Origin of the sequence: Lactobacillus sp. ESL0263, from assembly GCF_003692845.1 — a bacterium.
Lineage (GTDB): Bacteria > Bacillota > Bacilli > Lactobacillales > Lactobacillaceae > Lactobacillus > Lactobacillus apis.
Genome location: NZ_REHL01000002.1, coordinates 1 through 16,006 on the forward strand (window position 1 = coordinate 1; position 16,006 = coordinate 16,006).

The window sequence follows — 16,006 nt, forward strand, 5'->3', positions numbered from 1 at the left end:
AAAAAAGTACGGTGGCAATAGCAAGAAGGAAACACCTGTAACCATGCCGAACACAGCAGTTAAGCTTCTTCACGCCGAGAGTAGTTGGTGGGAGACTGCCTGCGAGGGTAGGACGCTGCCGTGCTTTTTTAATATTCCGGCTTAGCTCAGTTGGTAGAGCGCTTGACTGTTAATCAAGATGTCGTCAGTTCGAGTCTGACAGCCGGAGCAAAGTACAAGAAAAGAGGATCTTAATTGATCCTCTTTTTTGTTGTATTCATATTTATCGGATATTTGGCTGAATGTTCTTTTCCATGAACTTCGCAATCAGTTTTTTGACCCCCTCTTTTTGTTTAATCCCTTTCTTTACTGCAATAAAGTACTTAACGGTAATGATGTTTTTATTTAAGGGTAAAAGATTAATTGGTGTTTGGTTCATACGCTTGATTATGCTTGCGGCTGAAATAGTCAAGCCAACTCCTTTAATGGCTAAGTTGGTTGCGGTTAGAATACTATTAGTTTCTAATACGATATTTGGTTTAACATGAAATTTTTGAAATACACCATTAACTTGGTGACGAATAGCTGAATTTGAAGAACTGACAACAAAAGGTTCCTTGATAATTGTTTTGATATCATATTCATCTGGTTCAAGGATAAAGCGCCCTTTTTTAAAGTACTTTGATTTTGGCGAAATAATAATGTAGTAGTTTTCACCACCATTAACATAAAAATCCAGCCCACTGCTTAGTGATTCAGGTGTTTGGCCAATATAGCAATCTACTTGTTCAGCTAGAACTTGAGCTTCACTTTTTCTAGGGTAAGTCTCTGTTAGTTGAACCTTGATGTTAGGATTTTGAGCAAGAAATTCAGGTAAGAGTTCAGGCAGTAAAAAGGTACCTAGGCTCTCCAGTATCCCTATTCGAACGATTTCTTTGTTGGGATCAGTATAAGGCGTAAGTTTATCTTCTAGCTTTTGGTTATTAGTAATAGCTGTTTCAAGATATTTATAATAGATTACGCCAGCTTTGGTTAAAGTATAGGGTGCAACATCTCTATTTAGTATTTTAGTACCTAGCTTGCGCTCAATCCGTTTAATTAGTTGCGTTAAATAAGGTTGAGAAATATAGAGTTCACGTGCTGCGCGCGTAAAATTACTTTCCTTTAATAAAACATCAAGATAATGGATTAAAATTTCTGGATCTTTCATATTCTTCCTCCGATAACATTTTTATTATAGCCTACTTGCTATAAAAGTATTTCAACTAAATATTGAAAGCTAGTAAAATTTAGTTATTAAAGATGTAAATAAGGAGGAATAACTCGAAATGAAACCAGGTACATATGCTGTAGAAGCTAAGGGACATGGCTCAAGTTTTATGCCAATGAAAGTTACACTTTCACAAGATCGGATTGAAGAAATAACAGTCGATTCAAGTGGTGAAACCAAAGGTGTAGCAGACGAAGTTTTTAAACGTTTGCCAGAACAAATTATCAATAATCAAACTTTAAACGTAGATGCTGTCAGTGGTGCCACAATTTCAAGTCATGGCGTTGTTGATGGCGTCAGTCAAGCAATCAAACAGGCCGGCGGCGATCCAGAAGAATGGGCTAATCGTCCTAAGCCTAGTGCAGATGCAGGACAAGATGAGGAATATAATACCGATGTTGTTGTAATTGGTGCTGGTGGTGCAGGCTTAACTGCAGCAGCACGAACAATTCAAAATAACAAAAAAGTTGTTGTGCTTGAAAAGTATCCTCAAATTGGTGGTAATACTACAAGAGCAGGTGGTCCACTTAATGCAGCTGAGCCAGAATGGCAAAATCAATTTAAAGCTCTTTCTGGTGAAAAAGAAAGTCTTGAAAAGCTTGCTCAAACACCAATTGAAGAAATTGACCCTGAGTATCAGGAAGATTTTAAGAAACTACAACAACAAATTAATGAATATGTTGAATCTGGCGCTGACTACTTGTTTGATTCAGTTTTACTACATGAAATTCAAACTTATTTAGGTGGTAAAAGAACAGACTTAAATGGCAATGAAATTCACGGTAACTACGCTTTAGTTACTGAACTTGTTAACAATGTACTTGATTCAGTTAAGTGGCTAACAGATTTAGGTGTTAAATTTGATCGTTCGGACGTAACAATGCCAGTTGGGGCACTATGGCGTCGTGGCCACAAGCCTGTTGAGCCAATGGGTTATGCCTTTATTCATGTTTTAGGTGATTGGATTGAAGACCATGGTGCTACAGTTTTAACTGAAACAAGGGCAACACATTTAATCATTGAAAATGGCAAAGTTACTGGTGTCGTTGCCCAAGGCAGTAATGGCAATAAGATCACTATTCATGCGCAGAAGGTTATTTTGACTTCTGGTGGTTTCGGTGCAAATACCAAAATGGTACAAAAGTACAATACATACTGGGAACACATTGATGATGATATTGCGACAACTAACTCGCCAGCAATTACAGGTGACGGTATTGCCTTAGGTAAAGAAGCAGGCGCAGATTTAGTTGGCATGGGCTTTATTCAGTTGATGCCTGTTTCAGATCCTAAGACAGGTGAATTGTTTACTGGAATTCAAACACCACCAGAAAACTTTATTATGGTTAATCAAAAAGGTGAGCGTTTTGTGAACGAATTTGCAGAACGTGATACCCTTGCCAAAGCCGCAATTGCTAATGGAACTCTATTTTACTTAATTGCAGACGATAAAATTAAAAAGACAGCATACAATACCACAGAAGAATCACTCGAAGCTCAAGTTAAGGCAGGAACTCTTCTAAAAGCTGATACATTAGAAGAATTAGCTGAAAAAGCTGGCATGGATCCAGATACATTAGTTAATACTATTAAGAATTATAATTCATATGTTGATGCCGGAAATGATCCAGAATTTGGTAAAAGTGCATTCAACCTTAAGTGTGAAGTTGCACCATTTTATGCAACACCACGTAAACCAGCAATTCATCACACAATGGGTGGTTTAAAGATTAATCCGAAGGCACAAGTACTTGATGGAAAAGATCAAGTGATTCCTGGCTTATATGCGGCCGGTGAAGTTGCCGGTGGATTGCACGCTGGTAACCGTCTTGGCGGTAACTCCTTGGCTGATATCTTTACCTTTGGTCGTATTGCTGCTGATACAGCATGCAGTGAAATTGAAGATACTGATGCAGTAAGTGGTGCGTCACACCATTAATCATATTGTGATTTTTACTTAAATGAAAAATACTAGTTAATCTAAATAGATTAGCTAGTATTTTTTTGTTCTAGACAATGTAGCCTTTTTCTAAACCCAAAAAGATAGTCACAATTAATAGGTCGGCACAGCCTCCTAAGCTATAGTTCTTTTCCAAACACTCCTGGTTTAATTTTAAGAGTTCTTTTTTACCTAATGGGGAATCATAGCCTCCCAGTTCTAAATACCTAAGAGCGCGTTTTTGAAGCCATTTAACAGCATCATAATTGCCCGCTCGCTTGATTAAATTGCTATCAACAGTAATTGTGGCAATTTTCATCAATGTGTCTAGAAGACGCACTTGTAAACTCCCAGAACTATTTTTTAAAAAAGGTAAGGCGATATCACTAATAATAGGATAGCCTTGTTCAGCCTGTTGGCGCGCACCGCCTGTACCATATTGTTGGTATTCTTTTTCACCTGCAGTTTGCAGTTTATTATTGCTAATTAGATCGTGCTCTACTAAGCCATGACACATCCGTTTAATTGTTGTAAATATTTCAGTTTGATTTTTCTTACTGTAACTTTCAGCACAAACAAAAATGCCTAAAGAAAAAATAGCACCTTTATGAGTATTTATTCCTTTAGTAGCGGTGTACATCTCTTTTTCAGCCAAAATACCTCGTTGTCTTAATTGCTGAAACATTTGCGTTAAATCAGTTGACTGAAAGGTTTGACCGATCTCAACTGCTTCAGAAAAATAGTGCTCTAAGCTCAAGCTACTATCAATAAAAGTATAAATATTCATATCGGGATGCGGTCCCTGGCTTAAGGGATCGACGAGGCCTGGTTTAGGTTGTGTAACAACTTCGTATAAAAGCGCCCGAAGGGCATTTTGAGTAATTGAATTAGTCATAGTCGATTTTACTGTATTTTTTAAAGTTTAATGTTTTGTCACAATCAGTATACGCCACTTGGTTTATAGTAATGAATAACTTTTGAAAATAAAGTTGTCCTCTGCTAAGTTAGTTTGTTACAATTAATATGCGAATATTAAAACTATTGTATAACAAAAATGTTCGATATTAAGGAGGAGAGAACCATTAATTTTTCAACTGTTATTCAAGGAAATTATTATACTGCAATCAGTCCAGATGAGATTGAGTATCAAGAGCAAGCTCTAATTTGTATTGATAGTCAGGGCTATATTGCTGAAATTATTCAGTCGGGGGATGCTAACTATCAAGAAGTTAAAGCTTCAGCAAGTAAGGGAGATTACTTGCTAAAACTAGACGATGATCAAGTAATTTTACCAGGTTTTATTGACTTACATATTCATGCACCACAATGGCCTAATGCGGGAGTAGCATTGGATTTGCCACTGGAAGACTGGCTCAACGTTTATACTTTTCCATTAGAGGAAAAATACAAAAGTTCGGATTTTGCGCAAAAAGTCTATGAGGATTTAGTTCAGGAGCTACTGGCTCAGGGAACCACCACCGCTCTTTATTTCGGTTCAGTTCACAATTCTGGTAACTTGGAATTGGTCAAGGCTTGTCTAAAGTACCACCAGCGTGGGTTTGTCGGCAAAGTTGTGATGGATAATCCTGAACAAACGCCTGAAAACTATCGTGACCAAACTGCTGCACAAGCGCTAACTGAAACTGAATCTTTTATCAAGGCTGTTTTTGAGCTAAATGAAAGTGAGACTATTCCAGCTACACCTGTTATTACGCCACGCTTTTTGCCAAGCTGTACAGACGAAGCATTGCTTGGACTAGGGCAATTGGCGCAGAAGTATGATCTTCCAGTGCAATCTCATTGTAGTGAGAGCGATTGGGAAAATGGCTATGCGTTAGAACATTACAATAAGCGAGATGCTGAAGTTTTAGATCAGTTTGGGTTATTGACAGATAAGGCCGTAATGGCACATGGCACTTTATTAAACGATGCTGATATAGCTTTATTTAGAGAAAAAGAGGTTGGGCTGGCGCATTGTCCAATTTCAAACGTCTACTTTGGCAATGCTGTTTTGCCTGCAAAACAAATCTTACAAAATGGTAATAAGATTGGTTTAGGAACTGATATTTCTGGTGGCTACAGTCCAAGCATTTATCAAAACATCCGCCAAGCAGTGGTCTCTTCACATCAACGCTACGAAGGGGTTGATGCTGAATTAGATCCGCAGGTGCGCGGTACCAAAGACGATATATTGTCGATGAAAAATGCTTTTTATCTGGCTACCGTTGGAGGAGCTTTGAGCTTACAACTGCCTACAGGAGAAATCAAAGCTGGCTGTTATGCCGACTTACAAGTTGTTCATCAAAATTGGACTGCCTTTCAAGATGAAAGTCCACAAATGCGCTTTGAAAAGTTGCTTTATCAAACCACTAAAGAAAATATTGATCAGGTCATGGTACAAGGCCAAGTAGTTGCAAGCAAGGAGAAAAATAATGCAGACGAAAGATAATGGTTTAATCTACGGTCCAGATGATAATGTTCCTACTCTAGAAGCTGGCCTACTGGGTCTGCAGCATGTTTTGGCAATGGACGTCTATGTGCCACCATTAATCATCGCAGGCTTATTATCAATGGGAGCTGCGCAAAAAACAGGGTTTTTACAAGTTGCATTTTTAGCTTGCGGAATCGGCACGTTAATCCAAACAGGACTTTTGATGAAAATGCCAATGTCTCAGGGACCTTCTTATGTACCAGTTGGTGCAGTAGTTGGCGTTTATTTGGCTAATGGTGGTCCTAATGGCGGAATGGCAACGGTTCTAGGGGCAACAATTGTTGGTGCCTTGCTTGTAATACTGCTGGGTTTAAGTGGCGTTTATCAGAAGGTTGTTAATAAGTTGGTACCACCAGTAGTTGGCGGTACAATTATTGCTTGTGTGGGCCTCTCACTCATGCCTTCAGCACTCAATGACAATATCCTTCAAGCTAGCGGTAACTTAAATCGAAATATTGCTTTAGCTGGAATTACAATGGGGTCATTACTAATTGTGCTTATCCTTAGCAATTATGCTGGTCGTCTAAAGAACATGTTAAAAGCAGGTTCGATTGTTATTGCGATGTTCGTTGGGACCGTTGCAGCGGCAAGCATGCACATGTTCAGCTGGGAGAGTGTGCAAAAAGCTGCCTGGTTCTCATGGCCACAATTTACGATTTTGCATTATGGCGTTAAGTTTTCTCTTAGTGCAATTCTTACCTTTGTGATTATTTATATTGTTCTAACAACTGAAACAATGGGTACTTGGTTTGCGATGAGCAATGTGACAGGAATCGAAATCACGAAAAAACAATGGGATCGTGGCCTAGTTGGTGAAGGGTTAAGTTGTTTAGTTGCCGCTTTACTGGGAAGCACGCCGATGACAGGCTATTCCACAAATGCAGGGGTTGTATCAATTACTGGGGTGGCTAGTCGTAAAGTATTTTTATCAGTCGGAATTTGGTTTGTGGTTTTAGGTTTTGTTGGTAAGCTTTCAGCCTTTTTAGCAGCTATTCCGAGTCCTGTAATTGGTGGAATTTTTGCGATTATCTGTGTGATTATTATGCTGAATGGCTTAAAGTCTATTCCTGAAGCTAACGGTAACCAAATTTACGTGGTAGGAGTTCCAATGGTATTAACTTTTGCTTTAGTTCTTATTCCAGCTAAAGTAATTGCTCAAGCACCATTATTCTTGCAATACTTCTTAAAGTCACCGATTACGATTGGCGCTTTGGCAGCAATTGTTTTGAATTTAGCATTTAATACGCATTTTGGCAGGGCTGAAGAAAAAGCCAGTGTCCAAAAATAGTATAAATTATTTAACAGTTGATTAATTTTTACGATAAAAAAACCTTCTAGAGTTGAACATATTTGTTCAAACTAGAAGGTTTTTAATTATTATTAATTAGTAAGCACGTTGGCCTTTTTTATAAACGGCCTTGTCTTCCTGCTGTACGGCTTTAACACTTTCCAATGGATTATCATCTAAAACTAAGAAGTCAGCATACTTATCTGGCTCAAGAGTACCATATTCATTATCAATTTTTAGTAGCTTGGCAGAATTTTGGCATGAAGTCATTAGTGCATCATAATCACTAAAGCCGATTTTGACCATTAATTGCAGTTCTACTGGAGTCATTGAAAAGTCGTTAAACGGTGTCCCAGCATCTGTCCCTAAAGTGATTGCAACACCGCGATCATGAGCGTGAGCGATATTTTTGCATAAATCGTCTAGTGCATCAGCGGCTTTTTTAATTTCCCAGTCGGGTAAAAGGCCCTCACCGAATTTTGGAATGGCCCAATCAGCGACAATTGTTGGCGTTAGGTAGGTTTTTTGTGCAAGCATTAAATCAATTTCTTCGTCATTAACGTAAAAACCATGCTCGATAGAATCAACATTTGCTTTAATTGCATTCATGATACCTGGATTACCTTCGGCATGGGCAGCAACAATATTACCTTTATGATGGGCTTCTTCGACAGCAGCTTTGATTTCTTCTGTACTTAACTGTGGATCATCCATGAAGTCATTTTCGGTCATGACGCCACCAGTAGCCATAACCTTAATTGCCTTGGCACCAATTTTTTGCCCTTGACGAACGGCTTTGCGCATTTCGTCTGGGGAATCAACCAAATGGCCAAAGTTTGGGAAGTCACCGTGACCGCCAGTCATTGAGTAAGGACGACCCGAAGGTAGAATCTCAGGAGTTTTGTCAATTAAACCAGCGTCGATTAGCTTACTTAAGGTAATATCAATATCAAAAATGCTACCGCACTCACGAATATAAGTAACGCCTGATTTTAAAAGCGTATGTAAATTTTTAACACCACGTACAGTTGAAGCAACTACATTAGCCATGGTGTCGCCATCACTGGGATTGGGGTTCATAGTCACATGTGTGTGGCAATTGATTAAACCTGGCATAACATATTTACCAGCTAAATCGACTTTCTCGTCTGCTGCAGGTGAATTAGCTGTTCCAACTTCTGTGATTTTACCGGTGTCGTTATCAACTAATAACCAAGCGTTATCCTGAATTTCATTTTTTGTGCCATCAAATAATGAAAAATTAGCAAAAAGTGTTTTTGTCATAATCTATCTCCTTATCATTAGTAACTGCGCTATAATTGCACATTGTAATAACTATTTAATAATATGTCAATTTTATTTTAATTATATTTTTAAAAATATGTGTATATATGGTATTATCAGCTTGCAGCAGTCAAACTTATATGAATAAGCAGTTTGATTAAACTTTACAATTTGCCGTAACAAAAAACACAACTTTCTTTGCGAAAATTGTGTTCTTTTTACTTTTTAAAATTTGAACCTAATAGAAGATTAACCTTCGTAGGTACCAACTTCTTTTAAGTTGCCTAAAACATGTTTACCGTGAGGTGATTGGCCAATTGCAACAGTCAAATCTTGACCAGCTAAATTGCCGTGGTGTTCACCTTCAGCCCAGTGTGGGTTACCAGTTACATCATAAACGACGCCGTCGATTGCAACGTATGCTGGATTACCATTTTTACCATCAAATTTTGCCAATGATTCTTTTGTAAATTTCTCCATCAGAAAAACCCCTTTTCTAGAACTAAAATAATTTAGTTTATTACTATATGATAATCCTTAAAAACAATTAAGTCTATTTCTTTTTTTTGCTATTTTGATAGTCATAGCGCCAACCGGCAATGTCCCATGGGGTAAAAGTTGTGTCCAATTTGCGGTGATAGACTTCCTCGAAGGCTTTAACTTTTTGCTGATAGTCCTGAGCAAGCATCTTTTTGGAATTTTCATTAGCACTTAATTTAACATCTGGGTAAATTGTTGGTAAAACATGAACAATATACTTAGTTTGATAAAAGTTAGGATGATCTTTTTCCAATTTATCTTTTTCTTGAATTTCAACAAAAGTTGAAACAATTGGGACGTTTTGTTGAGCGGCAAAATAATACGCACCACGTTGAAGTTTACGTGGCTTGCGGTAGTTCCACCACATTTCTTGCTCAGGGAAGATTAAAACCCAATTATTTTTTGCTAGCTCATCATGAAGATGCTTGGGAAATTCAGTACCAATGTAGCTTGGGCTTTTGATCAGTGGAATAGTACCAACGTAATTCATCAGGTAACTTAAGATGCCAGGAAGCTTGAGATTGGTGTCCTCGATTGCAATGGCCAGGTGATGGTGAGTTTTATTAGCTAAGTGCTTAATCGGAAGAGAGTCAATCTGATTGAAATGGTTAGCTGTGATAATTGCTCCACCATCAGGTAGATCATTGAGATTTTCCAGACCGGTGAAAGTGGTGTCGGAAGTTAAAACCTTAGTTAAAGTATTGAACAAAAGGTGTCCCAGTTTGTCGTTAGTTTTACCTTTAAAAGTGCTTTGTTCAGCCCAAAAGTTATTAACTAGATTTTTACGCTCATCTAGTGATAAAACCGGATCGCCAACTTCTACTTTGGCACTCCAATCACCTTTAGCAACAGCTTTTTCAATGTTTTTAATTACTCTTACTCGATCGTCGCCGATAATCATAAGCTAACTGATCCTCGCTTTTTAACCTGTGCCCAGTTGTTCGGGTCCTTAACTGTTTTGTCTTCCTTAGCCAGCATGTGGTCAAGCTTGCCACGGTCTTGCTCACGCTGCTCCTCAGTGTAATTATCAAGTTCTGCTTTCAATTCAGAATAAAACTTGGTTTCTTTTGCACTTTCCCAGAAGTATTTTTCGTATTGAACATTGGTAAAACGCCATGGTTTAAAGAACAGGTTGTAGTGAATTAAACTTGGATTAGCAAACGGAGCTGTATTTTCATTTGGCATCGCATCCCATTTGGAATCAAGGTGCAGAATACGCTCGTCACCCATTTCGTTGAGGTAGTCTTGATCTGGTGCAATACAATCGAAGTGGTATGTTTCAAGCAGATCCATGAAATGTTCAATGAATTTTTCATCGCGAAATGCCTTACAGTTAAGAACTAACATTCCAGAGTTGATGTACTTCTTAGGATCAAGTGCCAAAACGTCTTTAATGTAAGCAATCATTTTAGGAACAAATTGAATGGATGTATCTGTGCATGCACCAAAAAGGTGATTGCCTAATTCTGTGTCATATAACTTGCCAATATCATCGTTGACAATGGTATCGCTATCGATATAAATGGCCTTGTCATATTGTGGGAATAGGTCAGGAATAAAGAGACGGTAAAAAATGGACATAGTGAAGAAATCAGCGCGTAAGTAGTTCTCGCTTCTGTTTTGAATAGGGGCAACAATTTCATCATTAATTTTGAAAAATTCGATGTGGACGTTGTCAGAACCCAGATCAGTCAGGTCTTGCTTGTGTTCAGCAGAGAGGTCTTGGCTCAGGAAGTAAACCGTATAGTCCTTTTGAGAATTTGCATGTTTTACTAATGAATTTAGTGAAACAGCGGCATATTTAGTGAAGTCATCGCTAATTGCGTAAAAAACTGGAATTGTCATTTATATTTTCTCCATTTTAAAAATTTAGTCTTTATCTTCAACCAAGTTATCTTTGGTGTCAAGGTACTCCGTCAAAATGTCATCGTATTCATGCAATTTCAGCACGTCGTGAACCTGATCAACTTGCCACGGCTTGACTGTTTGAGTGTGAAAAACGGGCCAAAAGCGGAAACTAGTTGTAAAGTGTTGAATTACTGTATCAGGTTGCAGTTTGTATTGCTCGTTATAGCGCCGTGGTGCAAGTTTTTTTTCACTCGCAAAGCGGTTGAGTGCGGTCTGATCTGGCATTAAAACAGTTCTGGTTTGCAAGAGGTGCCTGATTTTAGCAAACAAGTTAGTTTTTCTAATTTCTGGCAAGTTAAGCAAAAGAACCCCTGAATTGACATAATCGAAGGCGCGGTGCTGGTGCAGATTATGGAAAAAGAAACGTCCCCAGTAATCGAGTACGCCAACAAATTCAGTATCTGTTAGGTCTTGATGGTAAAACTCGGCAAGGCTTTGTCTGACGATTACATCAGCGTCAAGATAAAGAATTTTGTCTGGTAGCTGTGGTATTTCATCTGCATAGAGGCGCAGCATTGCATAGGGAGTGAAACGCGTACTCATATTTGCTACCAATGGTTCTCTGACAAACAGGCCCGTACAGTCCATTAATTTTAAAGTACTATTTGGATTCTGCTTAACTAAGAGCGATTTTAAATAGTCTGCCGCATGCTTACTGAACGGACTAAACTTCTTTTTAAAGCTTTGAGTGTACATTGTCAGAATATAAATATGGAGTTCTTCTGAGCCGCTATTTTTTAATAAAGAAAGAATAGCAATAAGAATGCCATTTTCGGCGTTGTGATCGCCGCAAAAAAGAATATTCATGTTGAACTCCTTAAACTAAATTTTGTGATACGTGCAGTATTCGTAGTTACTTTTTTCTGCACGTTTTTGCATCGCAGAAAAGATCTGGTCATGCAGTTTTTGTTGCTGCTCTTTTTTATCAAGATTAGTATCTGGGTAAAAAGGACCGTCAATAAAAACAGTGATTTTAGGTCTAGAGCCGTGTTTAGGCTTTGAATAGGTCGTCGTCATGCAAAAGCTAGGAGCATTTGCAGCAATCGGAAAGTGCATACTAGTAGAAGAGAATGGCCTAATTTTGGTGTAGTAGGGCCAAACATGAGCTTCGGGATAAATGACTACGACCTTAGCGGTTTTAATAACAGTGGAAACAGCACGAATTAATTTACCTGATTGTTCAAGGTTTTCGCCGATTGGCAGGCCAAAATAAGGCAAAACGAGTTTTCCTAATATTGGGATGCCCCAATTTGCCTGAGCCCCTATTGCGTAATAGCGTTTAGCATCAATAATGCTTAGGGGCAAAACTGCATCACCAAATGCTTGAGTATGGTTGCCATAAAGAAAAAAGCCTTGGTTGCGAGCTTTTGCTAGCTTCTCCTTGCCTTCAATACGGGCATTGAGGATTACGCGAATGTAAACAAAGCTAACTAGATGTGCGAGTGGACGCACAATGACTGACCAAATTTTACCCATGCGAGAAGTAGGAAAAATTGAATAGTCATCAGGCAATTGATAACTCTGATTATGGCTATCGACTAAATCATCAGTTTCGTGTTGGTAGTAGTATGTATGCTTACCCATGAAACCCTTCTTTCAATAACAATATTAAACAATTTTATCATGAATCTTGTAAGAATAAAAAGATGTTAATATTTTTTCCATTTTATAAAAAGTTATCGATGAGTTTAATTAAAATAGAACTAGCTATAAGTTTCCACTATTTAAAAGTAGATCTAGTTAAAGCTAAAAGACGTTATGGGCTAAGTATAAGTGTTCAATCTTACATATTAAAATTTGTAAATACATAATTTATGAGATTAAATTGGTGACTTTTACTGATTTTATTGTTGCTAACATGTAATTGACAAGCAGAGCTAAAACGCATTAAAATCATTATATGTAATTACATAAAGGAGGAAAACAATGAAATATACAATTGATGACTTTGCCCGCTTGATCGATCATACTAATTTACATGCTGATGCAACTAAAGATGACATGAAAAAGCTTTGCGACGAAGCCAAAAAGTATCATTTTAAAATGGTAGCAGTCAATGAAGTACAATCTAAATTCTGTGCAGAGCAATTACAGGGAACCGATATTGACACGGGGGCAGCGATAAGCTTTCCTTTAGGTCAAACGACGATTGAATGCAAATTGTTTGAAACTAAAGATGCTTTACAAAATGGAGCTAATGAAATTGATTATGTCGTTAATTTGACGCAAGTGAAGGCACATAATTGGTCGTATCTTAAAAATGAAATGCAACAAATGGTTGAACTTTGTCACCAAAAGGATGTGCCATGCAAGGTGATTTTTGAAACGTGCTATTTGACAGAAGAGGAAATTAAACAGCTTGCTCTAATAGCCAAGGATGTTAAGCCAGATTTTATTAAGACTTCAACTGGCTTTGGCACGGCTGGTGCTACTGTCGAGAATGTCAAGTTGATGAAAGAAACTGTTGGTCCTGATGTGAAGGTTAAGGCTGCTGGTGGAATCCGTAACACAGATGATTTTCTAGCTATGGTTGCTGCGGGTGCTGAAAGGATTGGGACTAGTTCGGGTGTAAAGATTATCGATTCACTAAAAAAGCGGTTTGATGAAGATAATATCAGTTCAATTGAGATTTAGAAAAAAACAGTGTAACTGAGCGTAGTGCTACTCTTTACACTGTTTTTTTGCATGGTATAGTAATCTTATGCACACATAATTACTAGTAGAAAGTGGTTGGGACAATTGGCAGAAAAAGAGCTTCCTAAATATCAGATAATTGCTAATGATCTTTTAGACAAGATTCAAACTGGTTTTTACCCGCAAAATACACTTATTCCACCTGAAACTGAATTGGCAGACAGCTACCAAGTGAGTCGCCCAACAATGAGGCAGGCTATTTCGCTTTTGGTCCGTCGTGGCTATTTAGAACGGCGACGTAAGCGGGGCACCTTAGTTAAAAGAGTGAAAATTGAGCAGGAGTTTACGCACTTAATTGAAAGCTATAGTGAAGAAATGAGTGCTAAGGGAATATATCCGAAAACCAATTTACTATATTTCAATGTGGAAAAAGCTACTGAAGAAGTTAGCCAAAACTTACAGCTGGCTGAAGATGCAACGGTTTTTAAAATGGTCCGGTTACGGTACGCCAATGATCAACCGACAGTTTTAGTTACTACTTATGTTCCTGAAGCGCGTGTGCCAGAATTAATTGACTATGATTTTGCACAGGCTTCTTTATATGATACGTTGGAAAAATATCAGCTAAAGGTAACGCGTGTAATAAGAAAATTGGAAGTAATGGAAGCCAATGAAACAACTGCTAATTTGTTAAATATTGAAGTTAATAAGCCGATTTTTTATTTTCATACTCAAGGTTTGACTGCAGACGAAAAGCCAATCGAGTACTCAATCGCTGAGTACCGTGGAGACATTAATTCATTTGTCATTGATGTTCAACGCTAATTTTTAGACATAAAAAAGTCTTACTTTAACTTGTTTTTGTTAAAGTAAGACTTCTTTTTATATAATCTTGATTGATCCTACTGCGCTTTGGACCGTTAAGTAATCTTTGCCCGCACCTTCTCGATAAAAATGGTGCAGTTTTCTGTGGCCATGATAATTAATCGAACCCACCACAGTTGTGAGATTATACTCTGTTTCTTGATCATCATCAGTAGTTGCTTTTAATGAACCAGCGGCTAGTTCAAAGTGATTGTTTCCGCGTAATTGCTCTATTTTAACCGATCCAGCAGAAAGTGTTGCATTCAAGTTTGTCTTACAGTGTGAAATGCTTAAACTGCCAGCTTCAAGAATGACTTTAGCACGGTCTTTTACGGTAATTTCTGTTAACTGTAATGAGCCAGCAGATAAGTACAAGTCAAGTTGCCGCATACTAAAACCGGCTAAGTTAATATCACTTACATTATTTCCGATTTTGACAGAATCAAGTGAAGTCCCATTAGGAATAGTAATAATTAACTTAGGGATGTCTGACAGATGGATATTTTTCTGCTTTCTATTTTCATCTTTTTCTTTAATAAATAGTGTTTGGTCTTCAACACTAAAACTGATTCGACTTTGATCTTTATCATATACTGTTGCCTGATAGTCTGTACCTGCATGGATATTAACACTAAAAAGATAAAGATTAGCCTTAATATTGATGAATGAGGGTAAATCAATATGGTAAGATTTAAAATTGCTATTTTGAGAATTGTTTCCGTGTTCAAACCAGTTGCTCATAGGTGAATGCCTCTGTTTAATCTTAATTTAATTATTATTTTAATTAATCATAGCATTGAAAGCAGTGGCTGAGCAATATAAAAAAGCCTTGTACAAGTATAAAAAACTAGTGCAAGACTTTGACTTGGTGAAAAACACCCTTAGTTAATTTTAATTCCGCCATCTGAGCAGACTACTTTAAGAAGTGGAGTACCCTTGATGATTTCGCTAAAGTACTTTCTGTAACTATGGCCATGATAGTTGATATTTTCATCATCATCGTCGTCGTATGAGGCAATTGAAAGACGGCAGCTGGTTTTAGAAATTTGGCTTGCCTGAAAATCACCATCATTTAAGTTAAATAAACAGTCATCAATAATTTTTGAGTTGTTGATGCTAACATCGCCATCATCAAGTGAAGCAGTTGTCTTAAGGTGACAATTTGTGACAGTTAGGTCGCCAGAATTTAAGTTGAGGATGCTTTGAAAAAGAGATGAATCGGTAAGCATCATGTCACCGTCATCGAGATAGAAGTTAGCATTTTTGGTTTTAACATTATTAACAGTGACGTCGCCGTCTTGAAGCTGTAAATCAACTTTGCCAATAGTCAGATCACGTAGACTAAAATCGCCTTCAGAACAAGAGCCATCAATATTTTCTAGGTCCTTATTTTTTGGCACAGTGATTGCTATGCGATAGCCATCATCATATGAACCATTGTCAGTAATAATTAATTGATGGTCTGTGACTTCTATTCCAACTTTTTTAGGGTTGTGGCCAACAACCGTGACTTGGAATTTTTCACCGTGAGCAATTTGCACATCTGGTTGATCGACGTTGAGTTTAATGCTAGAAAAAGGCTTAACTTGCGTGATTTTAGTAACAGTCTTTACTTTATGGGTACTTTGCTCGCCATGAGTGAAGAAGTTGCTAGCACGCTCAATCATTGAAGACCTTTTTCCTGAATTGGCAAGGTCGGCCTCTTGTTCACCATGATTTACCTTGCCAATAATAAGTAAGGCAAGACCTAATGTAAGAACAGTAATACCAATTACGTAGATTTTTTTCATTATAAAGGGCTCCTTATAA

15 protein-coding genes, 1 tRNA gene and 1 rRNA gene are annotated in these 16,006 nt (G+C 37.8%); 7 read left to right on the forward strand and 10 right to left on the reverse strand.

Annotation, left to right across the window (positions count from 1 at the left end; translation table 11 throughout):
- Positions 1-7 precede the first annotated feature (7 nt).
- Together rrf and F5ESL0263_RS00445 are read left to right on the forward strand one after the other, a co-directional pair.
- Positions 8-124, forward strand: a 5S ribosomal RNA gene (gene rrf, locus F5ESL0263_RS00440).
- An 11-nt stretch (positions 125-135) separates the two neighbouring features.
- Positions 136-208 (forward strand) — tRNA-Asn (locus tag F5ESL0263_RS00445).
- A 54-nt stretch (positions 209-262) separates the two neighbouring features.
- Here the strand turns inward: F5ESL0263_RS00445 and F5ESL0263_RS00450 are convergent.
- On the reverse strand, positions 263-1,189 hold the full coding sequence (locus F5ESL0263_RS00450) for a LysR family transcriptional regulator (RefSeq protein ID WP_122034015.1): 927 nt from the start codon (positions 1,187-1,189) through the stop codon (positions 263-265).
- A gap of 118 nt (positions 1,190-1,307) precedes the next feature.
- Here F5ESL0263_RS00450 and F5ESL0263_RS00455 point away from each other — a divergent pair, with 118 nt between their 5' ends.
- A complete protein-coding gene (locus tag F5ESL0263_RS00455) occupies positions 1,308-3,188 on the forward strand; it encodes a flavocytochrome c (RefSeq protein ID WP_122034017.1) in 1,881 nt (626 codons plus the stop codon).
- Positions 3,189-3,258: 70 nt separating this feature from the next.
- Here the strand turns inward: F5ESL0263_RS00455 and citG are convergent, their stop codons facing one another.
- The gene (gene citG, locus F5ESL0263_RS00460) at positions 3,259-4,083 is read right to left on the reverse strand and encodes a triphosphoribosyl-dephospho-CoA synthase CitG (protein WP_122034019.1); all 825 of its coding nucleotides are present in this window, start codon (positions 4,081-4,083) and stop codon (positions 3,259-3,261) included.
- A gap of 159 nt (positions 4,084-4,242) precedes the next feature.
- Here citG and F5ESL0263_RS00465 point away from each other — a divergent pair, with 159 nt between their 5' ends.
- Together F5ESL0263_RS00465 and F5ESL0263_RS00470 are read left to right on the forward strand one after the other, a co-directional pair.
- Positions 4,243-5,637, forward strand: a complete 1,395-nt coding sequence (locus F5ESL0263_RS00465; protein ID WP_122034021.1) for an amidohydrolase family protein — start codon at positions 4,243-4,245, stop codon at positions 5,635-5,637.
- Positions 5,621-6,967, forward strand: a complete 1,347-nt coding sequence (locus F5ESL0263_RS00470) for a uracil-xanthine permease family protein (RefSeq protein WP_122034022.1) — start codon at positions 5,621-5,623, stop codon at positions 6,965-6,967. The genes F5ESL0263_RS00465 and F5ESL0263_RS00470 overlap by 17 nt, the downstream gene beginning before the upstream one ends.
- 96 nt (positions 6,968-7,063) lie before the next feature.
- On the opposite strand, the gene F5ESL0263_RS00475 is transcribed toward F5ESL0263_RS00470, so the two are convergent.
- The 6 genes from F5ESL0263_RS00475 to F5ESL0263_RS00500 form a co-directional block, all read right to left on the reverse strand.
- Positions 7,064-8,251 carry an amidohydrolase family protein gene (locus tag F5ESL0263_RS00475; RefSeq protein ID WP_122034024.1) on the reverse strand — a complete coding sequence of 396 codons (1,188 nt, stop codon included), beginning with the start codon at positions 8,249-8,251 and terminating at the stop codon, positions 7,064-7,066.
- 249 nt (positions 8,252-8,500) lie between these two features.
- On the reverse strand, positions 8,501-8,731 hold the full coding sequence (locus tag F5ESL0263_RS00480) for a cytochrome b5 domain-containing protein (protein ID WP_122034026.1): 231 nt from the start codon (positions 8,729-8,731) through the stop codon (positions 8,501-8,503).
- 73 nt (positions 8,732-8,804) lie between these two features.
- Positions 8,805-9,692: a lysophospholipid acyltransferase family protein gene (locus F5ESL0263_RS00485; RefSeq protein WP_122034028.1), complete on the reverse strand. Its 888-nt coding sequence runs from the start codon at positions 9,690-9,692 to the stop codon at positions 8,805-8,807.
- Positions 9,689-10,636, reverse strand: coding sequence for a glycosyltransferase family 8 protein (locus tag F5ESL0263_RS00490; RefSeq protein ID WP_122034029.1), 948 nt, complete (start codon positions 10,634-10,636; stop codon positions 9,689-9,691). Before F5ESL0263_RS00490 ends, F5ESL0263_RS00485 begins: the two co-directional genes overlap by 4 nt.
- Positions 10,637-10,660: 24 nt before the next feature.
- On the reverse strand, positions 10,661-11,506 hold the full coding sequence (locus tag F5ESL0263_RS00495; protein ID WP_122034031.1) for a glycosyltransferase: 846 nt from the start codon (positions 11,504-11,506) through the stop codon (positions 10,661-10,663).
- 15 nt (positions 11,507-11,521) lie between these two features.
- The gene (locus F5ESL0263_RS00500) at positions 11,522-12,283 is read right to left on the reverse strand and encodes a 1-acyl-sn-glycerol-3-phosphate acyltransferase (protein WP_122034033.1); all 762 of its coding nucleotides are present in this window, start codon (positions 12,281-12,283) and stop codon (positions 11,522-11,524) included.
- A gap of 342 nt (positions 12,284-12,625) precedes the next feature.
- On the opposite strand from F5ESL0263_RS00500, the gene deoC reads away from it, so the two are divergent.
- A complete protein-coding gene (gene deoC / locus F5ESL0263_RS00505; RefSeq protein WP_122034035.1) occupies positions 12,626-13,333 on the forward strand; it encodes a deoxyribose-phosphate aldolase in 708 nt (235 codons plus the stop codon).
- Between the two features lie 105 nt (positions 13,334-13,438).
- Positions 13,439-14,158, forward strand: coding sequence for a GntR family transcriptional regulator (locus tag F5ESL0263_RS00510; RefSeq protein WP_122034299.1), 720 nt, complete (start codon positions 13,439-13,441; stop codon positions 14,156-14,158).
- 57 nt (positions 14,159-14,215) lie between these two features.
- On the opposite strand, the gene F5ESL0263_RS00515 is transcribed toward F5ESL0263_RS00510, so the two are convergent.
- Positions 14,216-14,938 carry a DUF4097 family beta strand repeat-containing protein gene (locus F5ESL0263_RS00515; protein WP_122034037.1) on the reverse strand — a complete coding sequence of 241 codons (723 nt, stop codon included), beginning with the start codon at positions 14,936-14,938 and terminating at the stop codon, positions 14,216-14,218.
- 140 nt (positions 14,939-15,078) lie between these two features.
- The gene (locus tag F5ESL0263_RS00520; RefSeq protein WP_122034039.1) at positions 15,079-15,987 is read right to left on the reverse strand and encodes a DUF4097 family beta strand repeat-containing protein; all 909 of its coding nucleotides are present in this window, start codon (positions 15,985-15,987) and stop codon (positions 15,079-15,081) included.
- Between the last annotated feature and the right edge of the window lie 19 nt (positions 15,988-16,006).